We start from the raw sequence: 19,756 nt of genomic DNA on the forward strand, positions 1-19,756 counted from the left end.
CGGTCCCTGCCGCGTCCGACGACGCGGCAGGGACCGGGCTCGTTTGGCGCCGTGCAGGCGATCCGAGGGCCCGCAGAGGTGCCGTGGGGCGGTCACCAGCTCCAGCTGTAGAGGCCGCCACCGGTGCTCACCGCGGACTTCGCGAGCCCGGCGACTCCCTGGAGGACCGCGAGCAGGTCGTCGTCGGTCATCTCGTCCCCGTCGGTGCTCCTGAGCCTCGCGGCCCAGCGGTCCGCGAGTGCTTCCAGGTCGGCGGGAGCGGCGTGTGCCAACGCGCGCGTCAGGCGTGGCGGCAGGGCGAAGACCTCGGTGCCGTCGTTCGACGGGGCGGTGACCCACGCCGGCCCCGGCCACCGAAGGAGCCGCTCAAGCGGCGGTGCCTCGGCCGAGGGCTCCTCGAAGTACATGTCCCACTCGGCGATCGCCGTGTCCGGCTCAATGAAGCGGCAGGTCACAGAGTCGTAGCCCTGACCAGGTCCACGCAGGCGCGTGGCGGCGGCAGCGGCGTCGCCGGCTGCGAGGAAGAACACGATGTCGTGAGCCACCTCGGCATGATGCCAGGACTGCGGTCGGCGGGTGCGAGTCCGGAGGACCGACCGGCTTCCCCGCCGGCTCGGATCGCCGCACCGCTCAGCAGGTGTCCACGAAGGCGACTGCCGCCGCCCGCGGGACCGGGGTGTCGGTGGCCCGCCTTTCCTCAGTGACGGGTTGGGCGGCCGGCGCGGGTGGTCAGGTCGTCGATCACGGACAGGATGCGGGGGGTGGCGTCCTCCGTGGACAGGCGGTGGGCGAGGGCGCGGGCCCGGGCGCGGTAGGCGGGGGTGCGGGTGGTGTGGCGGAGGGCGGCGGCCAGGCGGTGGGGGGTGAGGTGGCGGAAGGGGATGGGGCCGGGGGCGACGCCCAGGGCGGTGAGGCGGTGGGCCCAGAAGGGCTGGTCCAGTTGGACGGGGACCGGGACGCACGGCACGCCGGCGCGCAGCCCCGCCGCGGTCGTGCCGGCGCCGCAGGCGTGGACGAGCGCCGCCATGCGGGGGAACAGCCAGTCGTGCGGGACCTCGCCGATGGTGAGGATGTCGTCGCCGTCCGCCTGGAGGCCGCTCCAGCCGGACTGGAGGACGCCGCGAAGGCCCGCGGAGCGCAGGGCCCGCACCGCGAGTCGGCTCAGGGCCTCCGGGTCGGGGGCCACCGCGCTGCCGAAGCCGACGTACACGGGCGGCGGGCCCGCCGCGAGGAAGTCGGTGAGCTCGGCCGGCGGCCGCCAGTCGCGAGGGCGGGACGGCCACAGGTAGCCGACCACTTGGGCCTCGGGCCGCCAGTCCGCGGGGCGCGGCAGGACCGCCGGGCTGTACGCGTAGCCGACCGGCCAGCCCTCGGTCTCGCGGCGCAGGGAGCTGCTGTCCGCCCTCCTCGGCAGGCCGAGGAGGGCCCGCAGGTCGCGGACGCTCTCGGCGTACATGCGGTCGATCAGCGCGAGCGCCGCCCGCCCCGCGGCACGGTTGCCCCAGCGGCCCAGCGAACGGGCGCCCAGCACGGCGGGGGCGAACTCCGCTGTGGGCGACCAGGGTTGGAGGAACACGCCCATGCTCGGCACGTCCAGGGCGCGGGCCACCAGGTGGCCCAGCCGGGCGGCGGTGGTCGACAGCAGCAGCACGTCCGCGCCGCGCTCGACGGCCGCGAGCACACCCCGGCCCAGCTCCGGCATGAACGACCGTCCCATGCTCATCAGCTGCGCCATGGCCAGCGGACCGGAGCTCGCCCGGACCAGCCGCCGCCCTCCCGCCGAGGACAGCTCGGTGAAGGGGTCGACCGGCAGGGAGCGGAAGCCCAGGCCGCGGTCGCTGACGGTGGCGGCGAACCGCTCGTGGGTGGCCAGCACCACCTCGTGGCCGGCCTCACTCAGCCGGACACCGAGCCCGGTGTAGGGCAGGACGTCGCCGGTCGAACCCGCCGTGACCATCAGGATGCGCATGCAGCCCAGTCTTCCCGGCCTCGGCCGGCGTCAGGCGCGGGTCCACCGTACGGGTGGCCACCCGCGGGGGCGCGGTGCGCCCAGGGTGAGGGTGGGGGTGCGTCCCGGGTGAGGGTGGGGTGTGTCCTGAGGGTGGGGTACGCCACGGGTGAGGGTGGAGTGCGTCCCGGGTGAGCGTTCGGGGGTGCGCCACGGGTGGGGGTTGGGGGGCGTCCCGGATGTGTCCCGGGGGCGACTGTCGCCCGGGGTGGGCTCGTACGGGCGGGCGGATCGGGCCGGGGCGGCATCCGGTCGACGGTGCGGCGCTCGGGCGGCGGGGCAGGTGCCGGACCGGCCCAGGGGCAGGCGCGGGCCCCGGCGCCGAAGCTGGTGCGGGAGCCGGGGCGGAGGCCAGAGCCGAGGGGCGGAGGCGGGAGCCGAGGGGCAGGCGCGGGAGCCGAGGCGGAGGCGGGAGCCGGGGCTGGTGCGAGAGCCGGGGCTGGTGCGAGAGCCGGGGTGGGCGTGGGAGCCGGGGCGGGTACCAGCGCAGGCGCCAGGGCGGGTACAAGCGCGAGTGCCGGGACGGGGGCGGAGGGCCGTCAGGGGGCGGCCGTGGGCCGTGGGCGGGGCGTGCGGGTGCCCGCCGCCGAGGTGGTGCGTACGGCGGCGGGCACGGCGCGCGGGTGGTGCGGCCGGTCAGCGGCCCGAGCGGATCAGGGACCTGACCATGCGGCACGTCGCCTCCGACGGCGGGTGCACGCCGATGCGGTGGGCGGCGTTCCGTATCGTCGCGTCGTCGGCCCTCGACGGGACGTACACACCCGAGTCGAGCAGGGCTATGGCCAGGCGCATGGCCTTCAGACGGCGGTTGTGGCGCACGTACCACTCCCGCGGCCGGCCGGCCGGGAGCGGCTTCTTCCGCAGGGGCTTGCAGACGTCGGCGGGCAGGGGCGTGACGGTGGCGACAGCCATCGGCGACCTCCAGAAGCGCGGCGCGGGAGTCCTCCCCCGGACCCTCGCTGACTGCCTCCATTCTACCGGCGGGCACTGACAATCGGCCCTGGTCAGGCGGTATTTGGGCGTGCCGGGCGGGGTCGGGGGCGCATGGCGGGCGGTACCGTGTGCGGCATGCAGATCTGGATCAACCCCGCATGCTCCAAGTGCCGCGGCGCGCTCACGCTGCTCGACGAGGAAGGCGCGCAGTACACGGTGCGGCGCTACCTGGAGGACGTGCCGTCCGCCGACGAGATCCGCGACGTGCTCGCCCGGCTCGGCCTGGAGCCGTGGGACATCACCCGCACCCAGGAGGCCGCGGCCGGGCAGCTCGGCATGCGGGACTGGCCGCGTGACGAGGCGGCGCGCGACCGCTGGATCGAGGCACTCGCCGCGCACCCGCGGCTGATCCAGCGGCCGATCATCACCGCCGACGACGGCACGGCGGTCGTGGCCCGCTCGGAGGAGGCCGTGCGGGACGCCCTGTCCCGCGGATAGCGCGGGGCCCGCACGGGTGAGGGTGTGCCGTCGAGGCGCGCCGCCCGCCCTCAGGGCAGGTTGGCGCGGCGGATGGGCGGACCGCGGTGGGAGCACGGCGCAGGACGACAGGCACCAGGAAACCGAGGGAACGGCGATCATGACCGGTGAGGGTGAGGCGCGGGGCGGGGCGGTCCTGGCGGAGCTGCTGCCCGCCGGCGAGGCGGCGCGTACGGCGCTGCTCGCACGGCGCGAGCCCGCCGCCTATGCGGGGGACGCCCGGGCCGCTGCCGTGTGGGAGGCGCTGGAGGCGCGCTGCGGCTCGCTCGTGGAGCGGGAGGGCGGCGGGCCCGCCGACCGGGCCGCGTGGGCGGGGCTGCTGGTGTGGCTGACCCGGGAGAGCGCGCGCTGCGGGGCGTTCAGCGCGCACAAGAGCGCCGTGCGGCTCGCGCTCCTGTGCCGGCGGCTGCTCGACGGCGGGCTGCGGGGCCTCGTCGACCCGGACGAGGCGGTCCGCGGCTGCCTCGCCGCGCTGCCCGCCACCCGCGAGACGGTGCCGACGCGTGACGACACCGAGCTGCGTACCGAGAACTTCGAGGCCATCCTCGTGTCGCGGCACACGAAGACGCTGGTGAACGCCGCCGCGCCACTGCTCGGGCACGTGAGCGACCCGGAGCTGCGGGCCGAGCTGGCCGCGTGGGAGGAGCTGCGGGAGCGGCTGATCTGAGCGGGGGACTGAGTCGGGGCCGGGTCGTTACCCGTACGTAGGGGCACAGCGAAACCGATCCGGCCGCCGCGTTCCCCCGTGCGCCGGCCGGGGACAGGAGCCCCACGTGTCACGCAGGAAGACCCTCAGCCGCGGCAAGAAGCTCGCCCTGCTCGCCGGCACCGCCGTGCTGGCCGGAGGTGCCGCGGTGGTGACGACCGGGACCAGCCAGGCGTCCGTGGCCTGCGACGGCCTGGCCACCGCACTGGCCAACAACGAGCAGTTCATCGCCGGTCAGCGGGCCAACCCCGACGCGCAGTCGGAGGCGCGGATCGCCAACCGGCTGGCGGTCATCGAGGAGATCAAGCGGAAGCAGGCCGCGAGCGGATGCGAGGTCGGCGGCGGCGCCCAGGGCGGGCAGCCCCCGGCGCAGGGCGCGCCGCCCGAGCAGGCCGCGCCCCCGGAGCAGGCCGCGCCCCCGGCCGGCGGTGGAGGCGGCGGCGCGGGTGAGGTCGTGTGCGCCGGGTCGACCGTCACGCTCTCCGGGGAGGGCGGCGCGCCGGCCGCGTCCAGCAACCAGTTCCCGGCCGGTACGCGCCTGAAGGTCACCAACCTCGACAACGGCAAGTCGACCACCGTGGAGGTCACGTCGGCGTCCGGTAGCTGCGTGCTGCTCAACAACGCCGCGTTCGAACAGGTCCGCGAGCCGGGCAAGTTCCTGATCCGGCAGGCGCGCATCGAGCGGGTCGGCTAGCCCGCCGGGGGCGGCCGGGTCCCGGACCGGGGCCCGGCGTCCAGGCCCGCTCGCCCGGCCCCCGGCGCGGGCCGGTGCCCCGTGCGCTCGCCCGGCCCCCGGCGCGAATTCCTCCGCTCAGCCCCGCCGGGCGGGCGGCCCCGCCGGGATCTGGGCCTCCGCCTCCGCCAGGAGTTCCGTGAGGCGCTGCCCGAACCGGGCGTCGCACGCGTGCGGCACCCCCGTCCTCACCGACTCCAGCAGCGCGTCCACCGCCGCGCCGAACGCGCCGGCCGCGTCCTGCCAGTACGGCATCACCGCCCGGCCCGCGGCGCCGTGGAGGGTGACGCCCGCGTCCGCCGCCGCCACCGGGGCGCTCAGGCTCAGCGTCGCCGTGCTGTCCGCGCCGGAGGCGTGCCGCAGCAGCAGGTGCCGGGTGTCGTCGGGGCCCGCCGCCGCGCGCAGCTCCGTCACGTCGCCCAGCACCGGCAGCAGCACCGACAGCACGTGCGGACCCACGTCCCACAGCGCACCCTTCTCCCGCCGCCACGGGGACGCGGCGTACGCGCTGGTGGCGCCGGGTGAGAAGAGGGCGCCCAGCCAGTGGGCCCGCGCCAGGTACCAGCCGCCCGCGGCCGCCTGCTCGTCCACCCACCGCGCCGTGGCCTGCGCGAACCGCAGGGTGCAGAAGACCACCGACGCGACGCCCGCCTTCTCCGCCGCCAGGGCCACGTCCCGCGCGGCGGCCGGGGTCGTCGCGACCGGTTTGTCGAGCAGCAGGTGGCAGCCCGCCGCCGCGGCCCGCGCCGCCAGCGGCGCCTGCACGTCCGGCGGCAGGGCGCACGCCACGGCGTCGCTCGCCGCGAAGAGCGCGTCCACGTCGTCGTAGGCGCGCGTGCCGTACGCGCCCGCCAGTTCGGCCGCCGCCTCGGGGCGCCTGCCCCACACCCCGCTGAACTCCGCGCCGGGGTGCGCGGCCAGTGCCGGTGCGTGGGTGCGGGCGGCCCAGGGGCCGGTGCCGAGGAGGCCGATACGGGGCGTGCGGGTGAGCGCGTGGGACATGCCCGCCAGTGTGCCCTGCTCCCCGCCTCTGTTCGAAAAAGGGGTCGGGCCGGTGCCTGCGGCGGTGCTAGGTTGCCGTGGCCGGCCGCGGGACTCCGGCGCGACTTCCGGGACCTGCTCTGTAAAGCAACGCTTTCGCTGTTCGCGCCCCCATTCCCCGGCCGGCACCGCTCGTCGACGCACCAGGGATCCGGGGGGGACCATGACGGGGGCCGAGACGCCCGCCGACCTCGTGGCGGCCGAGGACGTGCTGCTCTTCGTCAACGCCGCCATGACGGCGACCGGCCAGCGCGAGTTCCGGTCCGCCGCCGGCGCGCAGCAGCTGTCCCTCGGCTTCCTCCACGCGTACGTCCGGGTCAACTACCGCCCCCTGTACGCCGCGTCGCTCGCCCTCGACCTCAACGACCACAACGCCGCCCTCGTGGTGGAGGGCCTGCTGCGCCACCCGCACGACGCCGACGCCGCGCACAAGCGGCTGGAGGGGCGGCTGATCGCGGCCCGGCTGGCGGCGCTGCCGCCGCAGCGCGTCTACCGGCTGTTCCGCGCGCTGCGCGCCGCGAAGGTCAACAACCGCCGGACGCGGGCCATCATGCGGGACTGGCTGGCCGCGCGCCCCGACCTGGGGCACGACGCCGTCAAGTACCGGGCGGGGCTGAAGGAGACCGCGCGCCACGCCCATCTGCCGCCGCCCGCGGCCGAGGTGGGCGACTTCCTCTTCGCGCCGCGCCGCCGGGCCCGCTACGAGCACGCGCTGCTCGACGCGCACCGCCGGGCGCGGTACGACCAGGCGGCGCTGTACGAGCTGCCGTTCACGGTCGCGGAGGGCTTCACCGCCCGCCACAAGGTGCCTCGGGAGGTGTTCCTGGGGCGCATCGCCCCCCGGATGACGCACCTGGAGCGGCTGCGTGCCGCGGCCGGGCGCACCGACCTGTCGGCCATGCCGCTGACCAGGCTCGCGCTGTACGTGCTGTCCCTGCCGTACGGGGAGCGGGCGGCGCGGCGGGGCGAGTTGACCAGTGCGCTGCGGTCCGCAGCGCGGCGCGCCGCGGGGCGCACGCCGGGACGTGGGGGCGGGTGGCGGCGGTGCTGGACGACAGCTTCTCGTCCTCCGGCTCGGGCGAGAAGCGGCGCCGCCCGCTGGCCGTGGCCCTGGGCTGCCACTTCCTGCTGGAGGCGCTGGCCGCGCCCGGGGCGTACGCCCCGCGGTGGACCTCGGGCGCCGCCGACGCACTGCTCGTGCGGCCCTGGGGTCCGACGCCGCTCGGCGCGCGCGTGCTGGACGCGCTGGAGACGGGCCCGGACCGGCTGGTGATCGTCTCCGACGGCTGGGACAACGCGCCGCCGGGCCTGGCCGGCGAGGTGCTGCGGGTGTGGCGCACGCGGCTGGACCCCGGCCGCCGCACCGGCGTGGTCCACCTGAACCCCGTGTACGACGCGGACGGCTTCGACGTGCGCCGACTGGCCCCAGGAGTGCCGACGGCCGGGATCCGGGACGCGGAGGACCTGGCGTCGCTGGTGGAGATCGCGCGGTTCGCGGAGGGCCGCACGGGTGCCGCGGAGCTGAAGGCGTACCTGGACCGGCGGGTGGCTCTCTTCCTGGGGGACGTGTGACGAGAATCGACCTCGCCGGCCTGACGGCGGGCCCCGCGCAGGCGTGGGGCGGCATCCGGCTGGTGCCGCTGCTGCGTGACCGGCCGGTGGAGGGCCTGCGGCTGCACCGGCGGCTGTACGGGGACCCCGGGGACCCGGACGGCCCCGCGCACGGCGTCGTCCGCCTCGACGAGCGGCACACCTACGCGTCGTACGTCCCGCACGGCTTCGTCGCCGACTGGTCGGGCGACGGGGGCGGCCGGGGCGCCGCGTACGGCACGCGGCTCGGCGCGCAGGCGCCCGAGTGCATGCCGGTCCGCCACCACCACCGGCTCGCGAAGCGGGAGCGGGGGGCGGACGGGCCGTCGCGGCGGCTACGCTTCCTGCCGCTGCACCTCGCCCTGGAGGGGTATCTGGCGCTGCACTTCGGCGGCCCGTCCACGGTGTGGGACGAGTGGTCCCGGCAGGCGGTACGCCGAGGGTTGTCGCCGCGTGCGGAGGACGCGTACGCCGGCCGGCAGGTGCGGGGCCTCGCGGAGGCGCTGCGGGTGTTCGAGATCCACCCGGGGCAGTGCGGGGTGATGGTGTACGCGGCGGACGCCCTGGCCTCGGCCTTCGCGGTGCCCCACCCGGACGACTACCGGGCGCTGCACCCGTCGCTGGTCCTGGACCTGTTCGGGGAGCTGGTGCACCAGTACGCCCGCTACGGCGCGCCCGTGCCGGACTTCACCGCGCGCATCGACGACGCGCGGGGCACGGTCCGCACGCTGTCCGACCTGCGCCGGGCGGCGCGGGAGCAGGAGCGGGCGTGGCAGGCGGACCACGGCGCGCTCATGGCCGGCGACCTGCTGGAGACCCCGTACGCCTTCGAGCGGGTGCAGCGGCTCGGGTCCTTCGCGCTGCACCGCTTCCTGCCGCCGTTCGACCGGAGCCGCCCCGGGCAGCACATCGGCGAGCTGATCACCGACCACAAGGGCCGGACGGCGTATCTGAAGACGTTCCGGCTGTCCGAGGGCCAGGTGCGGCGGGGCTACCTGCTGCGGCGGCTCGCGGACTGCGACTGGCACATCGGGCGGACGGCGGAGGCGCTCGGCACGGACTACCGGGAGGTGGTGGCGCGGATCGAGCGGGCCGGGTTCGGGCCGCTGCTGAACGCGCACGCCGTCGCGCAGCGGACGCGCGGCACCGCACACGGGGAGCGGGGAGCGCGGGAAGGCTGAGTAACACGGGGTTCACACACGGGCAACGGTCGGGTAATCCCCTGTTGCGAGGCTGCGCGGCATACCGCTGCACCCGCAAAGGATGAGGCCCGTGAGCATCAAGGCTGAGTACATCTGGATCGACGGCACCGAGCCGACCGCCAAGCTCCGTTCGAAGACGAGGATACTGGCGGCCCCCGTCTCCGACGTCGCCGAGCTGCCGATCTGGGGCTTCGACGGGTCCAGCACGAACCAGGCCGAGGGGCACTCCTCCGACTGCGTGCTGAAGCCGGTGTTCTCCTGCCCGGACCCGATCCGCGGCGGCGAGCACCTCCTCGTGCTGTGCGAGGTGCTGAACACGGACATGACGCCGCACTCCACCAACACGCGGGCGCAGCTGGTGGAGGTCGCGGAGAAGTACGCCGCGCAGGAGCCGATCTTCGGCATCGAGCAGGAGTACACGTTCTTCAAGGGCCACCGCCCGCTCGGCTTCCCCGACGGCGGCTTCCCGGCGCCGCAGGGCGGCTACTACTGCGGTGTCGGCGCGGACGAGATCCACGGCCGGGACATCGTGGAGGCGCACCTGGACAACTGCCTCGCGGCGGGCCTGGGCATCTCCGGCATCAACGCCGAGGTCATGCCGGGCCAGTGGGAGTTCCAGGTGGGCCCGCTCGACCCGGTCACGGTGGCGGACCAGCTGTGGATCGCCCGCTGGCTGCTGTACCGCACCGCCGAGGACTACGAGGTCTCGGCGACCCTGCACCCGAAGCCGGTGAAGGGCGACTGGAACGGCGCGGGCGCGCACACGAACTTCTCCACGAAGGCGATGCGCGAGGGCTATGCCGCGATCATCACCGCGTGCGAGTCGCTCGGTGAGGGCTCCAAGCCGCTGGACCACGTGAAGAACTACGGTGCGGGCGTCGACGAGCGCCTGACCGGTCTGCACGAGACCGCGCCGTGGGACCAGTACAGCTACGGCGTGTCGGACCGCGGCGCGTCGGTCCGCATCCCGTGGCAGGTGGAGAAGGACGGCAAGGGCTACATCGAGGACCGCCGCCCGAACGCGAACGTCGACCCGTACGTGGTGACCCGCCTGCTGGTGGACACCTGCTGCGAGGCGCTGGAGAAGGCCGGCCAGGTCTGATCCGCGCGCGGGCACGGCCCGCGACGCGAGGGGCGCCCCCGCCGGAGTCTTTCCGGCGGGGGCGCCCCTCGTCGTGGCGCGGGTGCTACGCGGTGCGGGTCCGGCGGCGCGCCAGCAGCGAGCGGGTGCCGTCGATCGCGAGGAACGCCAGCAGGCTCAGCCCGAGGAGCGGCACGAACCAGCCCGTCAGGGCGACCAGCGCCGCCAGCGGCAGCAGCATGGTGACCGGCACCTTCCGCCAGGCCCCGGCCGGGACCGGCTTGCCGGGGCGGCGCAGCCACCACATGCGGTAGCCCCACAGCACGAGCAGGATCAGCGCGAGACCGAGCAGGGCCAGGGCGAGCTGGTTGGCGAGGCCCAGGTAGGTGCCCATGTGCAAGGCGATGCCGATGCTGGTCAGCTTGGCGAGCAGCGGGTAGTCCGCGTACCGCACGGTGTCGAGGACGGTGCCGTCCGCCGGGTCGAGGGCGACCGCGTCCAGGTTGACCGGGTACTGCCGGTCGGTCTCCTTGACGGTGTACCCGGTGACGTCGGTGGGCATGGCGACGGCGATCTCGCCGCTGACGCCCGCCTCGGCGGCCGCCCGGACGGCGCGGTCGATGCCGATGTCCTGTGCGGGTGCGCCGGGGGCCTCGGCGTGGCCGGAGCCGTGGCCGTCGTGGTCCTCGTGGCCGCCGCCCGCCGTCGCCACGCGGTCCAGGGCGGCGGAGACGGCGGGGTGGCGCCGCCGAGCTGCTCGCGCAGGGCGCCGATGTTCTCGCCCGCGTACGTGGACCAGGTCAGGCCGGTGGCGGAGAGGCCGAGCAGGCCGGCGGTCGCCCACAGGCCGACGGTGCCGTGCCAGGACAGGGTGCGGCGCCGGGAGCGCGGGCCGCCCTCCGGCAGGAAGAGGGCCCGCTTGGAGGCGCGCCTGCGGCCGAGCCACAGGGCGAGGCCGCCGAGCGCCACGACCCCCATCCAGCTGGCGGCCAGTTCGCTGTAGACCCGGCCGGGCTCGCCCAGGTGCAGGTCGCGGTGTAGCTCCGACAGCCAGGTGCGCAGCGGCAGCGCGCCGGAGCTGCCGTAGCTGGGCAGGGCGCCGCGTATCTGCGCGGTGTACGGGTCGACGAAGACGGCGAGGGAGCGGCCTTCCTCGACGTCGGGCCCGCTCATGAGCACGCGGGTGGTGGTGCCCTCCTCGTGGGCGGGCCACACGGCGGTCACCGTGTTGTCGGGGTGGGCGCGGCGTGCGGCGTCCACCTGCTGGGACAGCGGTACGGCGCGGTCCCCGACGGGCACCTCCAGTTCGTGCCGGTAGACGATCTTCTCGGCCTGGAAGGACAGGGCGTACAGCAGGCCGCTGGCGGCAGCGACGAGCAGGAAGGGGGCGATGAGGATGCCGGCGTAGAAGTGCATGCGGAGCACCAGGGGGCGCAGCGCGCTCCAGGTGCCGGGGCGTGCGGGGGCGCCGGTCGTGGCGGGTGCGGCGGTGGCGGGTGCGGCGGTGTTATCCGCCGCCGGTGTGTGCTCGGTGAGCATGGTGAGTCCTCGATGCGTGATCGCAGGGTGGGGAGCCCCCGGATCAGACGTGCGCTCCGGGGGGTGTGCTGGCGCGGGGTGCGGCGAGGACGGGTGGACCGCGTCGGGTGGCGGCACGGGCGAGGACGGCCCCGCGCAGCGGCTGGTCGGCGGGGCGGCGGCGGGGCAGCGGCGGGCGCGGCGCGGCCGGGAGGCGTACGGCGGTGAGCGGCGGCCGCAGCGGGGTGAAGACGGTGCGGGCGAGGCGGAACAGCGCGGCTTCGCCGCGGGCCAGCCACACGCCGCAGACGACGGCGGCGAGCAGGTGGGCGCCGAGCATGCCGGGGGTGGGCAGCAGCGCTTCGGCCAGACCGGGGGCGGGGCCCGCGGGGACGTGGTGCGCCGCCCCGTGCGCGTGGGCGCCGGCGGTGCGGGCCGGCGGGTGGAGCTGCGCGGCCGCGAAGACGGCGTGCAGCACCGCCTGCAGGGCGAGCAGTCCTCCGGCGAGGGGGCACGCGCCCCGGCGGCGGCGGCCGGCCGCCCAGGCGAGCGGGAGGATCAGGACGAAGGCGAGCAGCAGCGCGGAGACGGGCACGTGGTGGTCGGACTGCGCGGCGTGACCGGTCCCTGACAGCACGACGCACACCGCGGCAAAGAGCGCGGCGCGCAGCGCGCGCAGGGGGGAACGGGACCTGGTCATGGCCAGAACATGATGCCACTCCCCTGCATACGGACGGCAGGCGCCTGCGTCTCACCGCACGTCCGGCCTTTTCGCTGCACGTACCCCGGGGAGGCCGGGCCCCGTGCAGCTGCCGCGCCGGGAGGCGGCCGCGGGGCGTTCCTCTGAGAGCGGACGCGGGCCGTGTGCGGCATGGGTGCGCGACCGGCGCGCGAGGGGGCAGAGTCGGCGGTATGAGACTTCTCGTTCTGGGTGGTACGGAGTTCGTGGGCCGCGCCGTCGTGGGGGAGGCGCTGGCCCGCGAGGCCGATGTGACGGTGTTCCACCGGGGCGTCCATGCGCCGCCGGAGGGCGTGGCGGCGCTGCACGGCGACCGGACGGAGGGCGCGGCGGGGCTGGAGGCGCTGCGCGGCGGCTCGTGGGACGTGGTCGTCGACACGTGGTCGTCGGCGCCGTCGGCGGTGCGGGACGCGGCCCGGCTGCTCGCCGGGCGGGCGGGGCGGTACGTGTACGTGTCGAGCCGCTCGGTGTACGCGTGGCCGGTGGCGGCCGGGCTGGCCGAGGACGGGCCGCTGGTGGAGGCGTCGGAGGACGACTGGGACGACGTGCCGTACGCGCAGGCGAAGCGCGGCGGCGAACTCGCGGCGCTCGGGGCGTTCGGCGAGGCCCGCACGCTGCTGGTCAGGGCGGGCCTGGTGCTGGGCCCGTGGGAGAACATCGGGCGGCTGCCGTGGTGGCTGAACCGCGTGGCGCGCGGCGGCCCGGTCCTCGCGCCGGGCCCGCGCGACCTGCCGCTCCAGTACGTCGACGTGCGGGACCTGGCCGCGTGGGCGCTCGACGCCGCGGAGGCGGGGCTGTCCGGGCCGTACAACGTCGTGAGCCCGCCGGGCCACACCACCATGGGCGGGCTGCTCGACAGCTGCGTGCGGGCCACGGGGTCGGACGCGGAGCTGCGCTGGACGGAGCCGCAGCGGATCCTCGACGCCGGGGTCGAGCCGTGGACGGACCTGCCGGTCTGGCTGCCGCCGGGCGAGCTGCACGACGCCATGCACGGCGCGGACGTGTCGAAGGCGGTCGCGGCGGGCCTGCGCTGCCGCCCGGTCGCCGAGACGGTGGAGGACACCTGGGCGTGGCTGCGGGCGGTCGGCGGCCGGCCGCCGCTGCGCGCCGACCGCGGCACGGTGGGGCTGAGCCCGGACGTGGAGGCGAAGCTGCTGGCGGCCTGACCCGCCGGGTACGGCCGAGCCGCGCGGTGCCGGGCGGTGCCGAAGCACCGGGTCCCGCGGAATGTCGCCGGGCACGGCCGGGTCGAGCCCTGCGGGGTGGTGCCGGGTACGGCGCCGCAACGGGCCCCGCGGGACGCCGCCGGGACGGCACCGGGTCGGGCCGGCGGGGTGCTCCGGGTACGCACCGGCCGGGGCCCCGCGGCCGCGTCCCTGCCGGGCGCGGTCACGGGGCCGTGCACCTGCCGCGGGGGTTCGCGCCGCGGCTCGGGCCGGTCCCGCCCGTTCCGGGGGACGCTGAACGCCCCACGCGTCGCATCCGTATGGAGAGGAGCTGTTCCCCCGCAGGGATTGGAGTTCCATGCGCCGTTCACGAAAACGCTCCACGCTGGCCAACCGCGCCATCGCGGCGTCCGCCGCCCTGGTACTGGGCGGGGGCGGACTGCTCGCGGCCAATGTCTACGCCTCCGCGGGAGAGGGGTGGTCAGGATGGTCCCGGGAGCAGCAGCCCCAGACGAAGGCGGCCACGTCGGTGAACCTGTCGACCATCGACTGCCCCGAGGTGGCGAACGGGCTGCCCGAGTCGATCCCCGACCAGGCGCGGGGAGAGGTGGACCTGGAGCTCGCCAGAATCGACAACCGGATCACCGACGCGTACCAGCGCCTGGCCCAGTCGCAGCAGCAGATGCGGCAGGACCCGGCGTTCGCGGACAACGTCATCCTCACCCCCCTGAAGGACGAGCGGCTGGCGGGCATCAAGCGGATCGCCACCGCGATCGAACGCTTCGGGCAGCGCCCTGACGGGATGGAGTCGCTGGCGTCCTGCACCCTGCGCACCGCCGCCGGGGGCCAGGACCAGGGCGGCGGCCAAGGGCAGGACGGCGGCCAGGGGCAAGGCGGCCAAGGGCAGGGGCAGGGCCAGGGCCAGGCCGGCAACGGGCCGGTCGCGTCGGACTTCGTCGACATCCGCACGGTCGCGCCCAACGTCCGCGTGCCGCGCCAGCAGCGCGGCGCCTCCCGGGGCAGCTTCACCACGGACTGCGGCCGCAACGAGAACCGGAAGTTCAACTCCGACAACGTCATCGTGGCGCCCGGCGTCAGCAACGGCGCCCACCACATGCACGACTACGTGGGCAACCAGGCGAACGACGCGTTCGCCGACAACCGCACACTGGCCCGGGGCCGTACGACCTGCCGGAACCAAGGGGACCGCTCCACGTACTACTGGCCGGTGCTCCGCGTGCAGAACGGCCAGAACGAGGAGGACGCCAACGAGGACGGCGGCGGCAAGGACCAGAACGTCGGACAGATCCAGACCCCGTCGCAGGTGACGCTGGACTTCGTCGGCAGCCCGGTGTCGCGGGTGACGGCCATGCCGCGCTTCCTGCGCATCATCACGGGTGACGCCAAGGCGTTCACCAACGGCGACGCGAACGCCAACGCCTCGTGGAGCTGCACCGGCTTCGAGAACCGGGTGCAGTTGAAGGACAAGTACCCGCTCTGCCCGCAGGGCAGCAAGGTGGTGCGCACCTTCAAGTTCCAGAGCTGCTGGGACGGCCGCAACGTCGACAGCGCCAACCACCGCACCCACGTGGCCTTCGCCGACGGGTCGGGGCGCTGCCCGCGCGGCTTCCGCGCCATCCCGCAGCTCGTCCAGCGGGTCGTCTACGACGTGCCGCCGCAGGCGAACTTCGCGGTGGACTCGTTCCCCGAGCAGCTGCACAAGCCGATCACCGACCACGGGGACTTCATCAACGTCTTCGACAGCCGCCTGATGGCCCGGATGGTCGACTGCATCAACTCCGGTCGGCGCTGCGCCTGACCTCCCCGGGGGCCCGCGCCCCCGGGGCCCCCGTCCCCCGAGATCCCCCCACCCGCTCCCCCCACCTGCGCGGTCGGCTCTAGTGGTGACCCGAGTGCTGCTCCCCGGCCTCGACCTCACCGCCGAGCCGGCCGCGCAGTTCCGTGATCACCGCAGGCTCCGCGACCGCCACCCACTTGCGCCCCACGAGGTAGGAACCCCCGTAGTCCTTGGCGCTGTTGATCCACTCGCGCTGGCCGCGGTCGGTGGCGAAGGTCGCCAGCACGTACGTGCCGTACGCGGTGGTGCAGTTGGCCTGCCGGAGCTCGTCCGCGTCCGTCTGGACGCGGGGCTCGCACTCGGCGCGCTCCGCCAGCTCCTCAAGGGTGCCCTCGGCCACGGGCGGGGGGTCGCCGCCGTCCCCGTGCCCGGACCCGTGGCCGTCCTCCCCCGTGCAGCCCGCCAGGGCCGCCGCTCCCAGCGCCGCCGCGGCCAGGGCGAGCGCAACGTCCTTCGGGATACGGGAGGTTCGCATGGTACGCATGAGGCCATAGTGCCGTCCGGGACGGCTGTGCGGGCCCGAACGGGGAGATCCGCGGCGCAAACGACGAGAGGGCCTCGAGGTGACCATCACCATGATCGCTCGTTCTGCTGAACGTGAGCACCCAGGAAGCGCAGCACGCCCAGAGAGCCCCCGAGTCCCGCTCCGGCTCCGCCGCCGCCCCCGTCGACGTCGAGCAGGCCGAGGCCGCGCTCGTCGAGCACTATCCACGGCTGGTCCGCATCGCCTACCTGGTGCTGCCGCCGTCCCTCGGCCGCAACCGCCGGGTGCTGACCGCGCACGCGCTGGTGCAGCGGTCGCTGCCCCGGCGGCGCCTCGCCGGCGAGGACGCGGCGATGCCGGTGCAGCGGCGCCGCCCCGAGGACGCCGTCGACCCGGGCTACGCCTACGTACGGCTCCGGGTGCTGCGGCAGGCACTCGACGGTGCCGCGCCGCTGCGGCGGACGGCGTGGCCGAAGCGGGCCCAGCTCCCGCCGCTGCTGCCGCAGGTGTGGGGCCTGCGGTTGTTCCCGCGCTCCGGGGGCGCCGACGAACTGGCCCTGGACCAGCGGCTGTCGTCCGTGTCGGCGGCCGGCCGGGCCGCGTACGTGCTGCGCGGCCTCGAACGGCAGGGGGACGCGGAGGTGCGGCGGGTGCTCGCCGCGGCGGGCGTGGCGGACCCGGCGGCGGCGCTCGCCGAGGCGGACGGCGTGGACGGGAAGGACGCGGCGGGCGGGGCGGCGCTGCTGGAGTCGCCGGAGTTCGACCCCTGCTCCTTGCAGGCCCGGCCGACGGACCTGATGCGGCGGCGCCAGCACACGCGGGCGGCGCTCGCCGCGGGCGCGGCGGCGGTGGTGTGCGGGGTGCTGCTGGCCCTGCCGGGTGACGGCTGGGGCCGGGACGGCGCGGCGGCGCCGCCGTACGCGCGGAACGCGGCGGCGGAGGCGGCGCTGGACCCGGGCAAGGTGCTGCGGGTCTCCCCGGCGGCGTGGCAGCGGTCGTCCCGCACGGACTTCTCCGTGTGGCGGCGCGGGGCGACCTGGTCCGGGACGAGGAGCTGCTGCGGCGGGCGCTCGCGGTGTGGGCGCGGCCGGGGGCGAAGGTGCAGGCGTCGGCGACGCCCGGCACGATGCCGGGGCCGCCGGCGGGCCCGCCGCAGCTGCTGTTCGCGGGCGACGTGGACGGCGCCCGGGTGGTGCTGTTCCACGACGGACTGCGGGCGGTGCGGTACGCGGAGCCGAAGGACGGCACGGACGTGGCGGCCCTGGACTTCGCGCGGACCGACGGGGCCGACACGGCGTCGTCCGCGGCGCTGGTGGTGAGCCGCACGCATGCGAACGTGCGCTATCTGACGGCCCCGTGGGTGCGGGACGTGCGGGTGCGGGACCTGCTGCAGGCAGGCGGGGAGGCCCGGCCGCTGGAGCGGGACGGGCACGGGGTGACGTCCTCGATGCAGAGCCCCGCGGCGGCCAGCAGCTGCACGTCCTGGGACGTGCTGGAGGTGCGGGACGGGATCGCGACCCGGGTGCTGACGGACCTGGGTGAGCTGGTGCCGGTCCGGCTGACGTCGGGTGCGCCGTCGGCGCCGGTCGACGTGTCCGGGCAGACGGCGCGGGCCGAGTGGGCGCGCACGGCGTGCCTGCTGCCGTCGATGCGGGCGACGGGGGTGCGGTCGGTGAACTCGTGGCGGTTCGCCGAGCAGGACCTGCCGGGTGAGGGCACGGGCACGGCGTCGTGGCTGTGCACCCGCGCGGAGACCTGGCGGGGCACGGGCAGCAGGGCGCTGGCCCAGTTCCAGGCGCCGGTCACCGCCGTGACGCCGGGGGCGCCGGCGACGCCTGGTGCGGTCGCGGCGAAGGCGGAGGACTCCCCGGCGTGCGGGGCGCGGGTGCCGCAGGTGCTGGCGGGCGTGCTGTGGAAGGGCCCCGGCGACCAGTGGTACGTCCTGGCGGCCGGCAGTCCCGACGTGGCGTCCGTGACGGTGTCGGGCGGGGTCGACGCCCGTGAGCGGGGTCGGCTGCTCGCGGTCGAGGCGGACAAGGGCGCCAAGGTGGAGCTGGACGGGAAGCTGGAGGACGGCACGGAGATCAGCGCGCTGCGGTGATCCCTGGCGGGGGCCCGGCCCGGTCGGGTCCCCGCGACTTTTCCCGTGCACGGCTCTGTCCCCCGGGCGTACCCGTCAGTACATTGACGCCATGTCTAATACGCGGCCGGTTGCGTTGCCTCCCGCAGAGCAGGCACCCCCAGAGCGGATCGAACTGAAGGCGAGGAAGGTCTCCTTCGACTGGAAGCAGACCCCTCTCCACTGGGTCCCCGGCGACCCGTTCACCACCCACACCATCAACGTCCTGCACCTGCTGCTCCCCGCGGGCGAGCGCTGGTTCATCCACGTGTACCGGCAGGTGCTGCCGTACATCCGGGACGACCGGCTGCGTGCGGACGTCATCGGGTTCATCGGGCAGGAGGCCGTGCACTCCCAGGCCCACGACGACGTCCTGCCGCGGCTGAGGGAGCTGGGCCTCGACCCGACCCCGTACACGGCGCAGGTCGACTGGTTCTTCGAGAAGCTGCTCGGCGACCGGACGCTGCCGCCCGGGCGGCCGCGGCAGTGGTGGCTCATGGAGCGGGTCGCGCTGATCGCCGCCATCGAGCACTACACCGCGTTCCTCGGCGACTGGGTGCTCAACGCCGAGGAGCTGGACCGCAGGGGCGCCGACCCGGTGATGCTGGACCTGCTGCGCTGGCACGGCGCCGAGGAGGTCGAGCACAGGTCGGTGGCGTTCGACCTGTTCGTGCACCTCGACGGCGGCTACCGGCGGCGGGTGCGGACCTGGGCGGCGGCCTTCACCGCGCTGGTGTTCCTGTGGCAGCGCGGGGTGCGGTTCTTCATGGAGAACGACCCCACCCTGCTCGGCGACAAGCCGACGTTCACCCGGTTCGTCCGCAAGGGCAGGGAGGGCGTCCTGCCGTCCACCCCGGCCATGCTGCGGTCCATCCCCCGCTACCTGAGCCGCTCCTACCACCCGTCGCAGGAAGGCTGCACCGCCCAGGCGGTCGCCTACCTCGCCTCGTCCCCCGGCGCACGCGGAGGTGCCTGAGCATGCCCGGAACCCGCACCCTCCTGCTCGCCGCCGCAGCCGCCGTCCTCGCCCGGCGGGCCCTGCGCCGCCGCATCCGGCAGGCGCCCCTGTGGCCCCTGCCCGCCCTGGAGGAACCCGTGTCGGGGCGCGGCCGGCGCTCCTCCACCACCCCGCGCCGCGTGCTGGTCACCGAGCGGACCGAGCCCGCCGCGGGCGTCGTCCGGCTCCGGCTGGAGGGCGTCGGGCTGCCGCCCTGGTCGCCGGGCGCCCACCTCGACCTGGTGCTGCCCTCCGGGCTCGTACGGCAGTACTCGCTGTGCGGCGACCCGGCCGACACCGACGCGTACACCGTCGCCGCCCGGGTGCTGGCGGACGGGCGCGGCGGGTCCCTGGAGGTGCGCGACCAGCTCCACGAAGGCACGGAGGTGGAGATCCGGGGGCCGCGCAACCGGTTCCCGCTGGTGGACGCGGAGACGTACGTGTTCGTCGCCGGCGGCATCGGCATCACTCCCGTCCTGCCGATGGTGCGGGCCGTCCACGCGGCGGGCGCCGACTGGCGGCTGCTGTACTGCGGGCGCGACCGGGCGTCCATGCCGTTCGTCGACGAGCTGGAGGAGCTCGGCGCCGGCGGTCCGCACGGCAGCCGCACGGCGGTCGTCGCGGAGGACACCGACGGGCGCCCCGACCTGTCCTTCCTCGCGGACCTGCCGGACACCGCGGAGGTGTACTGCTGCGGGCCCGACGGGCTGATGGAGGCGGTGACCCGGGCTCTGGGCCGCGCACCCCGCCTGGAGCGGTTCACGGCGGCCGCGCAGGAGGGCGGTGCGTTCCGGGTGGAGCTGCGCCGCACCGGCGCCACCGTGGACGTGGCGGCCGGGCAGTCGGTGCTGGCGGCGGTGCGCGCCGAGGTGCCCCATGTGTCGTACTCGTGCGAACAGGGCTTCTGCGGCACGTGCCAGCAGCGGGTGCTGGAGGGCGAGATCGACCACCGGGACGAGCTGCTCACCGACGACGAGCGGCACGACTCGATGTTGATCTGCGTGTCCCGCTGCCGGGGCGACCGGCTGGTGCTGGACCTGTAGG

The 19,756-nt window shown here is 75.7% G+C and carries 15 protein-coding genes and 3 pseudogenes; 11 read left to right on the plus strand and 7 right to left on the minus strand.

The genetic code is table 11. The annotated features are described in order from the left end of the window. Positions 1-92: 92 nt before the first annotated feature. The 3 genes from L6E17_RS10070 to L6E17_RS10080 all read right to left on the minus strand — a co-directional run bounded on the left by L6E17_RS10070 (position 93) and on the right by L6E17_RS10080 (position 2,920). Positions 93-545, minus strand: a complete 453-nt coding sequence (locus tag L6E17_RS10070; RefSeq protein ID WP_236240449.1) for a hypothetical protein — start codon at positions 543-545, stop codon at positions 93-95. 152 nt (positions 546-697) lie between these two features. Continuing rightward, the gene (locus L6E17_RS10075) at positions 698-1,969 is read right to left on the minus strand and encodes a glycosyltransferase (protein ID WP_236240450.1); all 1,272 of its coding nucleotides are present in this window, start codon (positions 1,967-1,969) and stop codon (positions 698-700) included. Positions 1,970-2,644: 675 nt separating this feature from the next. After that, the gene (locus L6E17_RS10080; RefSeq protein ID WP_236240451.1) at positions 2,645-2,920 is read right to left on the minus strand and encodes a hypothetical protein; all 276 of its coding nucleotides are present in this window, start codon (positions 2,918-2,920) and stop codon (positions 2,645-2,647) included. 156 nt (positions 2,921-3,076) lie between these two features. Between L6E17_RS10080 and L6E17_RS10085 the strand changes: the two genes are divergently transcribed. The 3 genes from L6E17_RS10085 (at position 3,077) to L6E17_RS10095 (ending at position 4,878) form a co-directional block, all read left to right on the plus strand. Beyond that, a complete protein-coding gene (locus L6E17_RS10085) occupies positions 3,077-3,439 on the plus strand; it encodes an arsenate reductase family protein (RefSeq protein WP_236240452.1) in 363 nt (120 codons plus the stop codon). Positions 3,440-3,578: 139 nt separating this feature from the next. Continuing rightward, positions 3,579-4,145, plus strand: coding sequence for a hypothetical protein (locus L6E17_RS10090; RefSeq protein ID WP_236240453.1), 567 nt, complete (start codon positions 3,579-3,581; stop codon positions 4,143-4,145). A 106-nt stretch (positions 4,146-4,251) separates the two neighbouring features. Continuing rightward, positions 4,252-4,878 (plus strand): septal ring lytic transglycosylase RlpA family protein, encoded by a 627-nt coding sequence (locus L6E17_RS10095; protein WP_236240454.1) that lies wholly within the window; start codon positions 4,252-4,254, stop codon positions 4,876-4,878. Positions 4,879-4,995: 117 nt separating this feature from the next. Here the strand turns inward: L6E17_RS10095 and L6E17_RS10100 are convergent, their stop codons facing one another. After that, positions 4,996-5,919, minus strand: a complete 924-nt coding sequence (locus L6E17_RS10100) for a Gfo/Idh/MocA family protein (RefSeq protein ID WP_236240455.1) — start codon at positions 5,917-5,919, stop codon at positions 4,996-4,998. A gap of 202 nt (positions 5,920-6,121) precedes the next feature. Here L6E17_RS10100 and L6E17_RS10105 point away from each other — a divergent pair. The 3 genes and pseudogenes from L6E17_RS10105 (at position 6,122) to glnII (ending at position 9,852) form a co-directional block, all read left to right on the plus strand. Then, positions 6,122-7,530, plus strand: a pseudogene (locus L6E17_RS10105) (hypothetical protein). After that, positions 7,527-8,729 (plus strand): hypothetical protein, encoded by a 1,203-nt coding sequence (locus tag L6E17_RS10110; protein WP_236240456.1) that lies wholly within the window; start codon positions 7,527-7,529, stop codon positions 8,727-8,729. Before L6E17_RS10105 ends, L6E17_RS10110 begins: the two are co-directional and overlap by 4 nt. Positions 8,730-8,820: 91 nt before the next feature. Further along, on the plus strand, positions 8,821-9,852 hold the full coding sequence (glnII, locus tag L6E17_RS10115) for a glutamine synthetase (protein WP_236240457.1): 1,032 nt from the start codon (positions 8,821-8,823) through the stop codon (positions 9,850-9,852). An 85-nt stretch (positions 9,853-9,937) separates the two neighbouring features. Here the strand turns inward: glnII and L6E17_RS31410 are convergent. Both L6E17_RS31410 and L6E17_RS10130 read right to left on the minus strand, forming a co-directional pair. Next, a pseudogene (locus L6E17_RS31410) lies at positions 9,938-11,370 on the minus strand (PepSY-associated TM helix domain-containing protein). 43 nt (positions 11,371-11,413) lie between these two features. Then, a complete protein-coding gene (locus L6E17_RS10130) occupies positions 11,414-12,049 on the minus strand; it encodes a hypothetical protein (protein WP_236240459.1) in 636 nt (211 codons plus the stop codon). Between the two features lie 212 nt (positions 12,050-12,261). Here L6E17_RS10130 and L6E17_RS10135 point away from each other — a divergent pair, with 212 nt between their 5' ends. Further along, a complete protein-coding gene (locus L6E17_RS10135) occupies positions 12,262-13,254 on the plus strand; it encodes an NAD-dependent epimerase/dehydratase family protein (protein ID WP_236240460.1) in 993 nt (330 codons plus the stop codon). A gap of 358 nt (positions 13,255-13,612) precedes the next feature. Continuing rightward, positions 13,613-15,073 carry a DUF1996 domain-containing protein gene (locus L6E17_RS10140; protein WP_236240461.1) on the plus strand — a complete coding sequence of 487 codons (1,461 nt, stop codon included), beginning with the start codon at positions 13,613-13,615 and terminating at the stop codon, positions 15,071-15,073. Between the two features lie 79 nt (positions 15,074-15,152). Here the strand turns inward: L6E17_RS10140 and L6E17_RS10145 are convergent, their stop codons facing one another. Continuing rightward, on the minus strand, positions 15,153-15,587 hold the full coding sequence (locus tag L6E17_RS10145) for a hypothetical protein (RefSeq protein WP_374109045.1): 435 nt from the start codon (positions 15,585-15,587) through the stop codon (positions 15,153-15,155). Between the two features lie 122 nt (positions 15,588-15,709). Between L6E17_RS10145 and L6E17_RS10150 the strand changes: the two are divergent. From L6E17_RS10150 to L6E17_RS10160, 3 genes and pseudogenes are all read left to right on the plus strand, one after another. Continuing rightward, positions 15,710-17,697 (plus strand): annotated as a pseudogene (locus tag L6E17_RS10150) (hypothetical protein). Between the two features lie 91 nt (positions 17,698-17,788). Continuing rightward, on the plus strand, positions 17,789-18,691 hold the full coding sequence (locus tag L6E17_RS10155) for a metal-dependent hydrolase (RefSeq protein WP_236240463.1): 903 nt from the start codon (positions 17,789-17,791) through the stop codon (positions 18,689-18,691). Beyond that, entirely contained in the window at positions 18,688-19,755 is a 1,068-nt protein-coding gene (locus L6E17_RS10160; protein ID WP_236240865.1) for a PDR/VanB family oxidoreductase, read from the plus strand. The genes L6E17_RS10155 and L6E17_RS10160 overlap by 4 nt, the downstream gene beginning before the upstream one ends. The last annotated feature ends 1 nt before the right edge of the window (position 19,756 follow it).

Origin of the sequence: Streptomyces sp. CC228A (genome assembly GCF_021390935.1) — a bacterium.
Taxonomy (GTDB): domain Bacteria; phylum Actinomycetota; class Actinomycetes; order Streptomycetales; family Streptomycetaceae; genus Streptomyces.

What these genes read in the sequence shown, in the direction of transcription:
- L6E17_RS10080 (WP_236240451.1), bottom strand. Translation starts at nt 2,920, where the DNA reads ATGGCTGTCGCCACCGTCACGCCCCTGCCCGCCGACGTCTGCAAGCCC.
- L6E17_RS10075 (WP_236240450.1), bottom strand. Translation starts at nt 1,969, where the DNA reads ATGCGCATCCTGATGGTCACGGCGGGTTCGACCGGCGACGTCCTGCCC.
- L6E17_RS10085 (WP_236240452.1), top strand. Translation starts at nt 3,077, where the DNA reads ATGCAGATCTGGATCAACCCCGCATGCTCCAAGTGCCGCGGCGCGCTC.
- L6E17_RS10135 (WP_236240460.1), top strand. Translation starts at nt 12,262, where the DNA reads ATGAGACTTCTCGTTCTGGGTGGTACGGAGTTCGTGGGCCGCGCCGTC.
- L6E17_RS10100 (WP_236240455.1), bottom strand. Translation starts at nt 5,919, where the DNA reads ATGTCCCACGCGCTCACCCGCACGCCCCGTATCGGCCTCCTCGGCACC.
- L6E17_RS10145 (WP_374109045.1), bottom strand. Translation starts at nt 15,587, where the DNA reads ATGCGAACCTCCCGTATCCCGAAGGACGTTGCGCTCGCCCTGGCCGCG.
- L6E17_RS10140 (WP_236240461.1), top strand. Translation starts at nt 13,613, where the DNA reads ATGCGCCGTTCACGAAAACGCTCCACGCTGGCCAACCGCGCCATCGCG.
- L6E17_RS10155 (WP_236240463.1), top strand. Translation starts at nt 17,789, where the DNA reads ATGTCTAATACGCGGCCGGTTGCGTTGCCTCCCGCAGAGCAGGCACCC.
- L6E17_RS10130 (WP_236240459.1), bottom strand. Translation starts at nt 12,049, where the DNA reads ATGACCAGGTCCCGTTCCCCCCTGCGCGCGCTGCGCGCCGCGCTCTTT.
- L6E17_RS10090 (WP_236240453.1), top strand. Translation starts at nt 3,579, where the DNA reads ATGACCGGTGAGGGTGAGGCGCGGGGCGGGGCGGTCCTGGCGGAGCTG.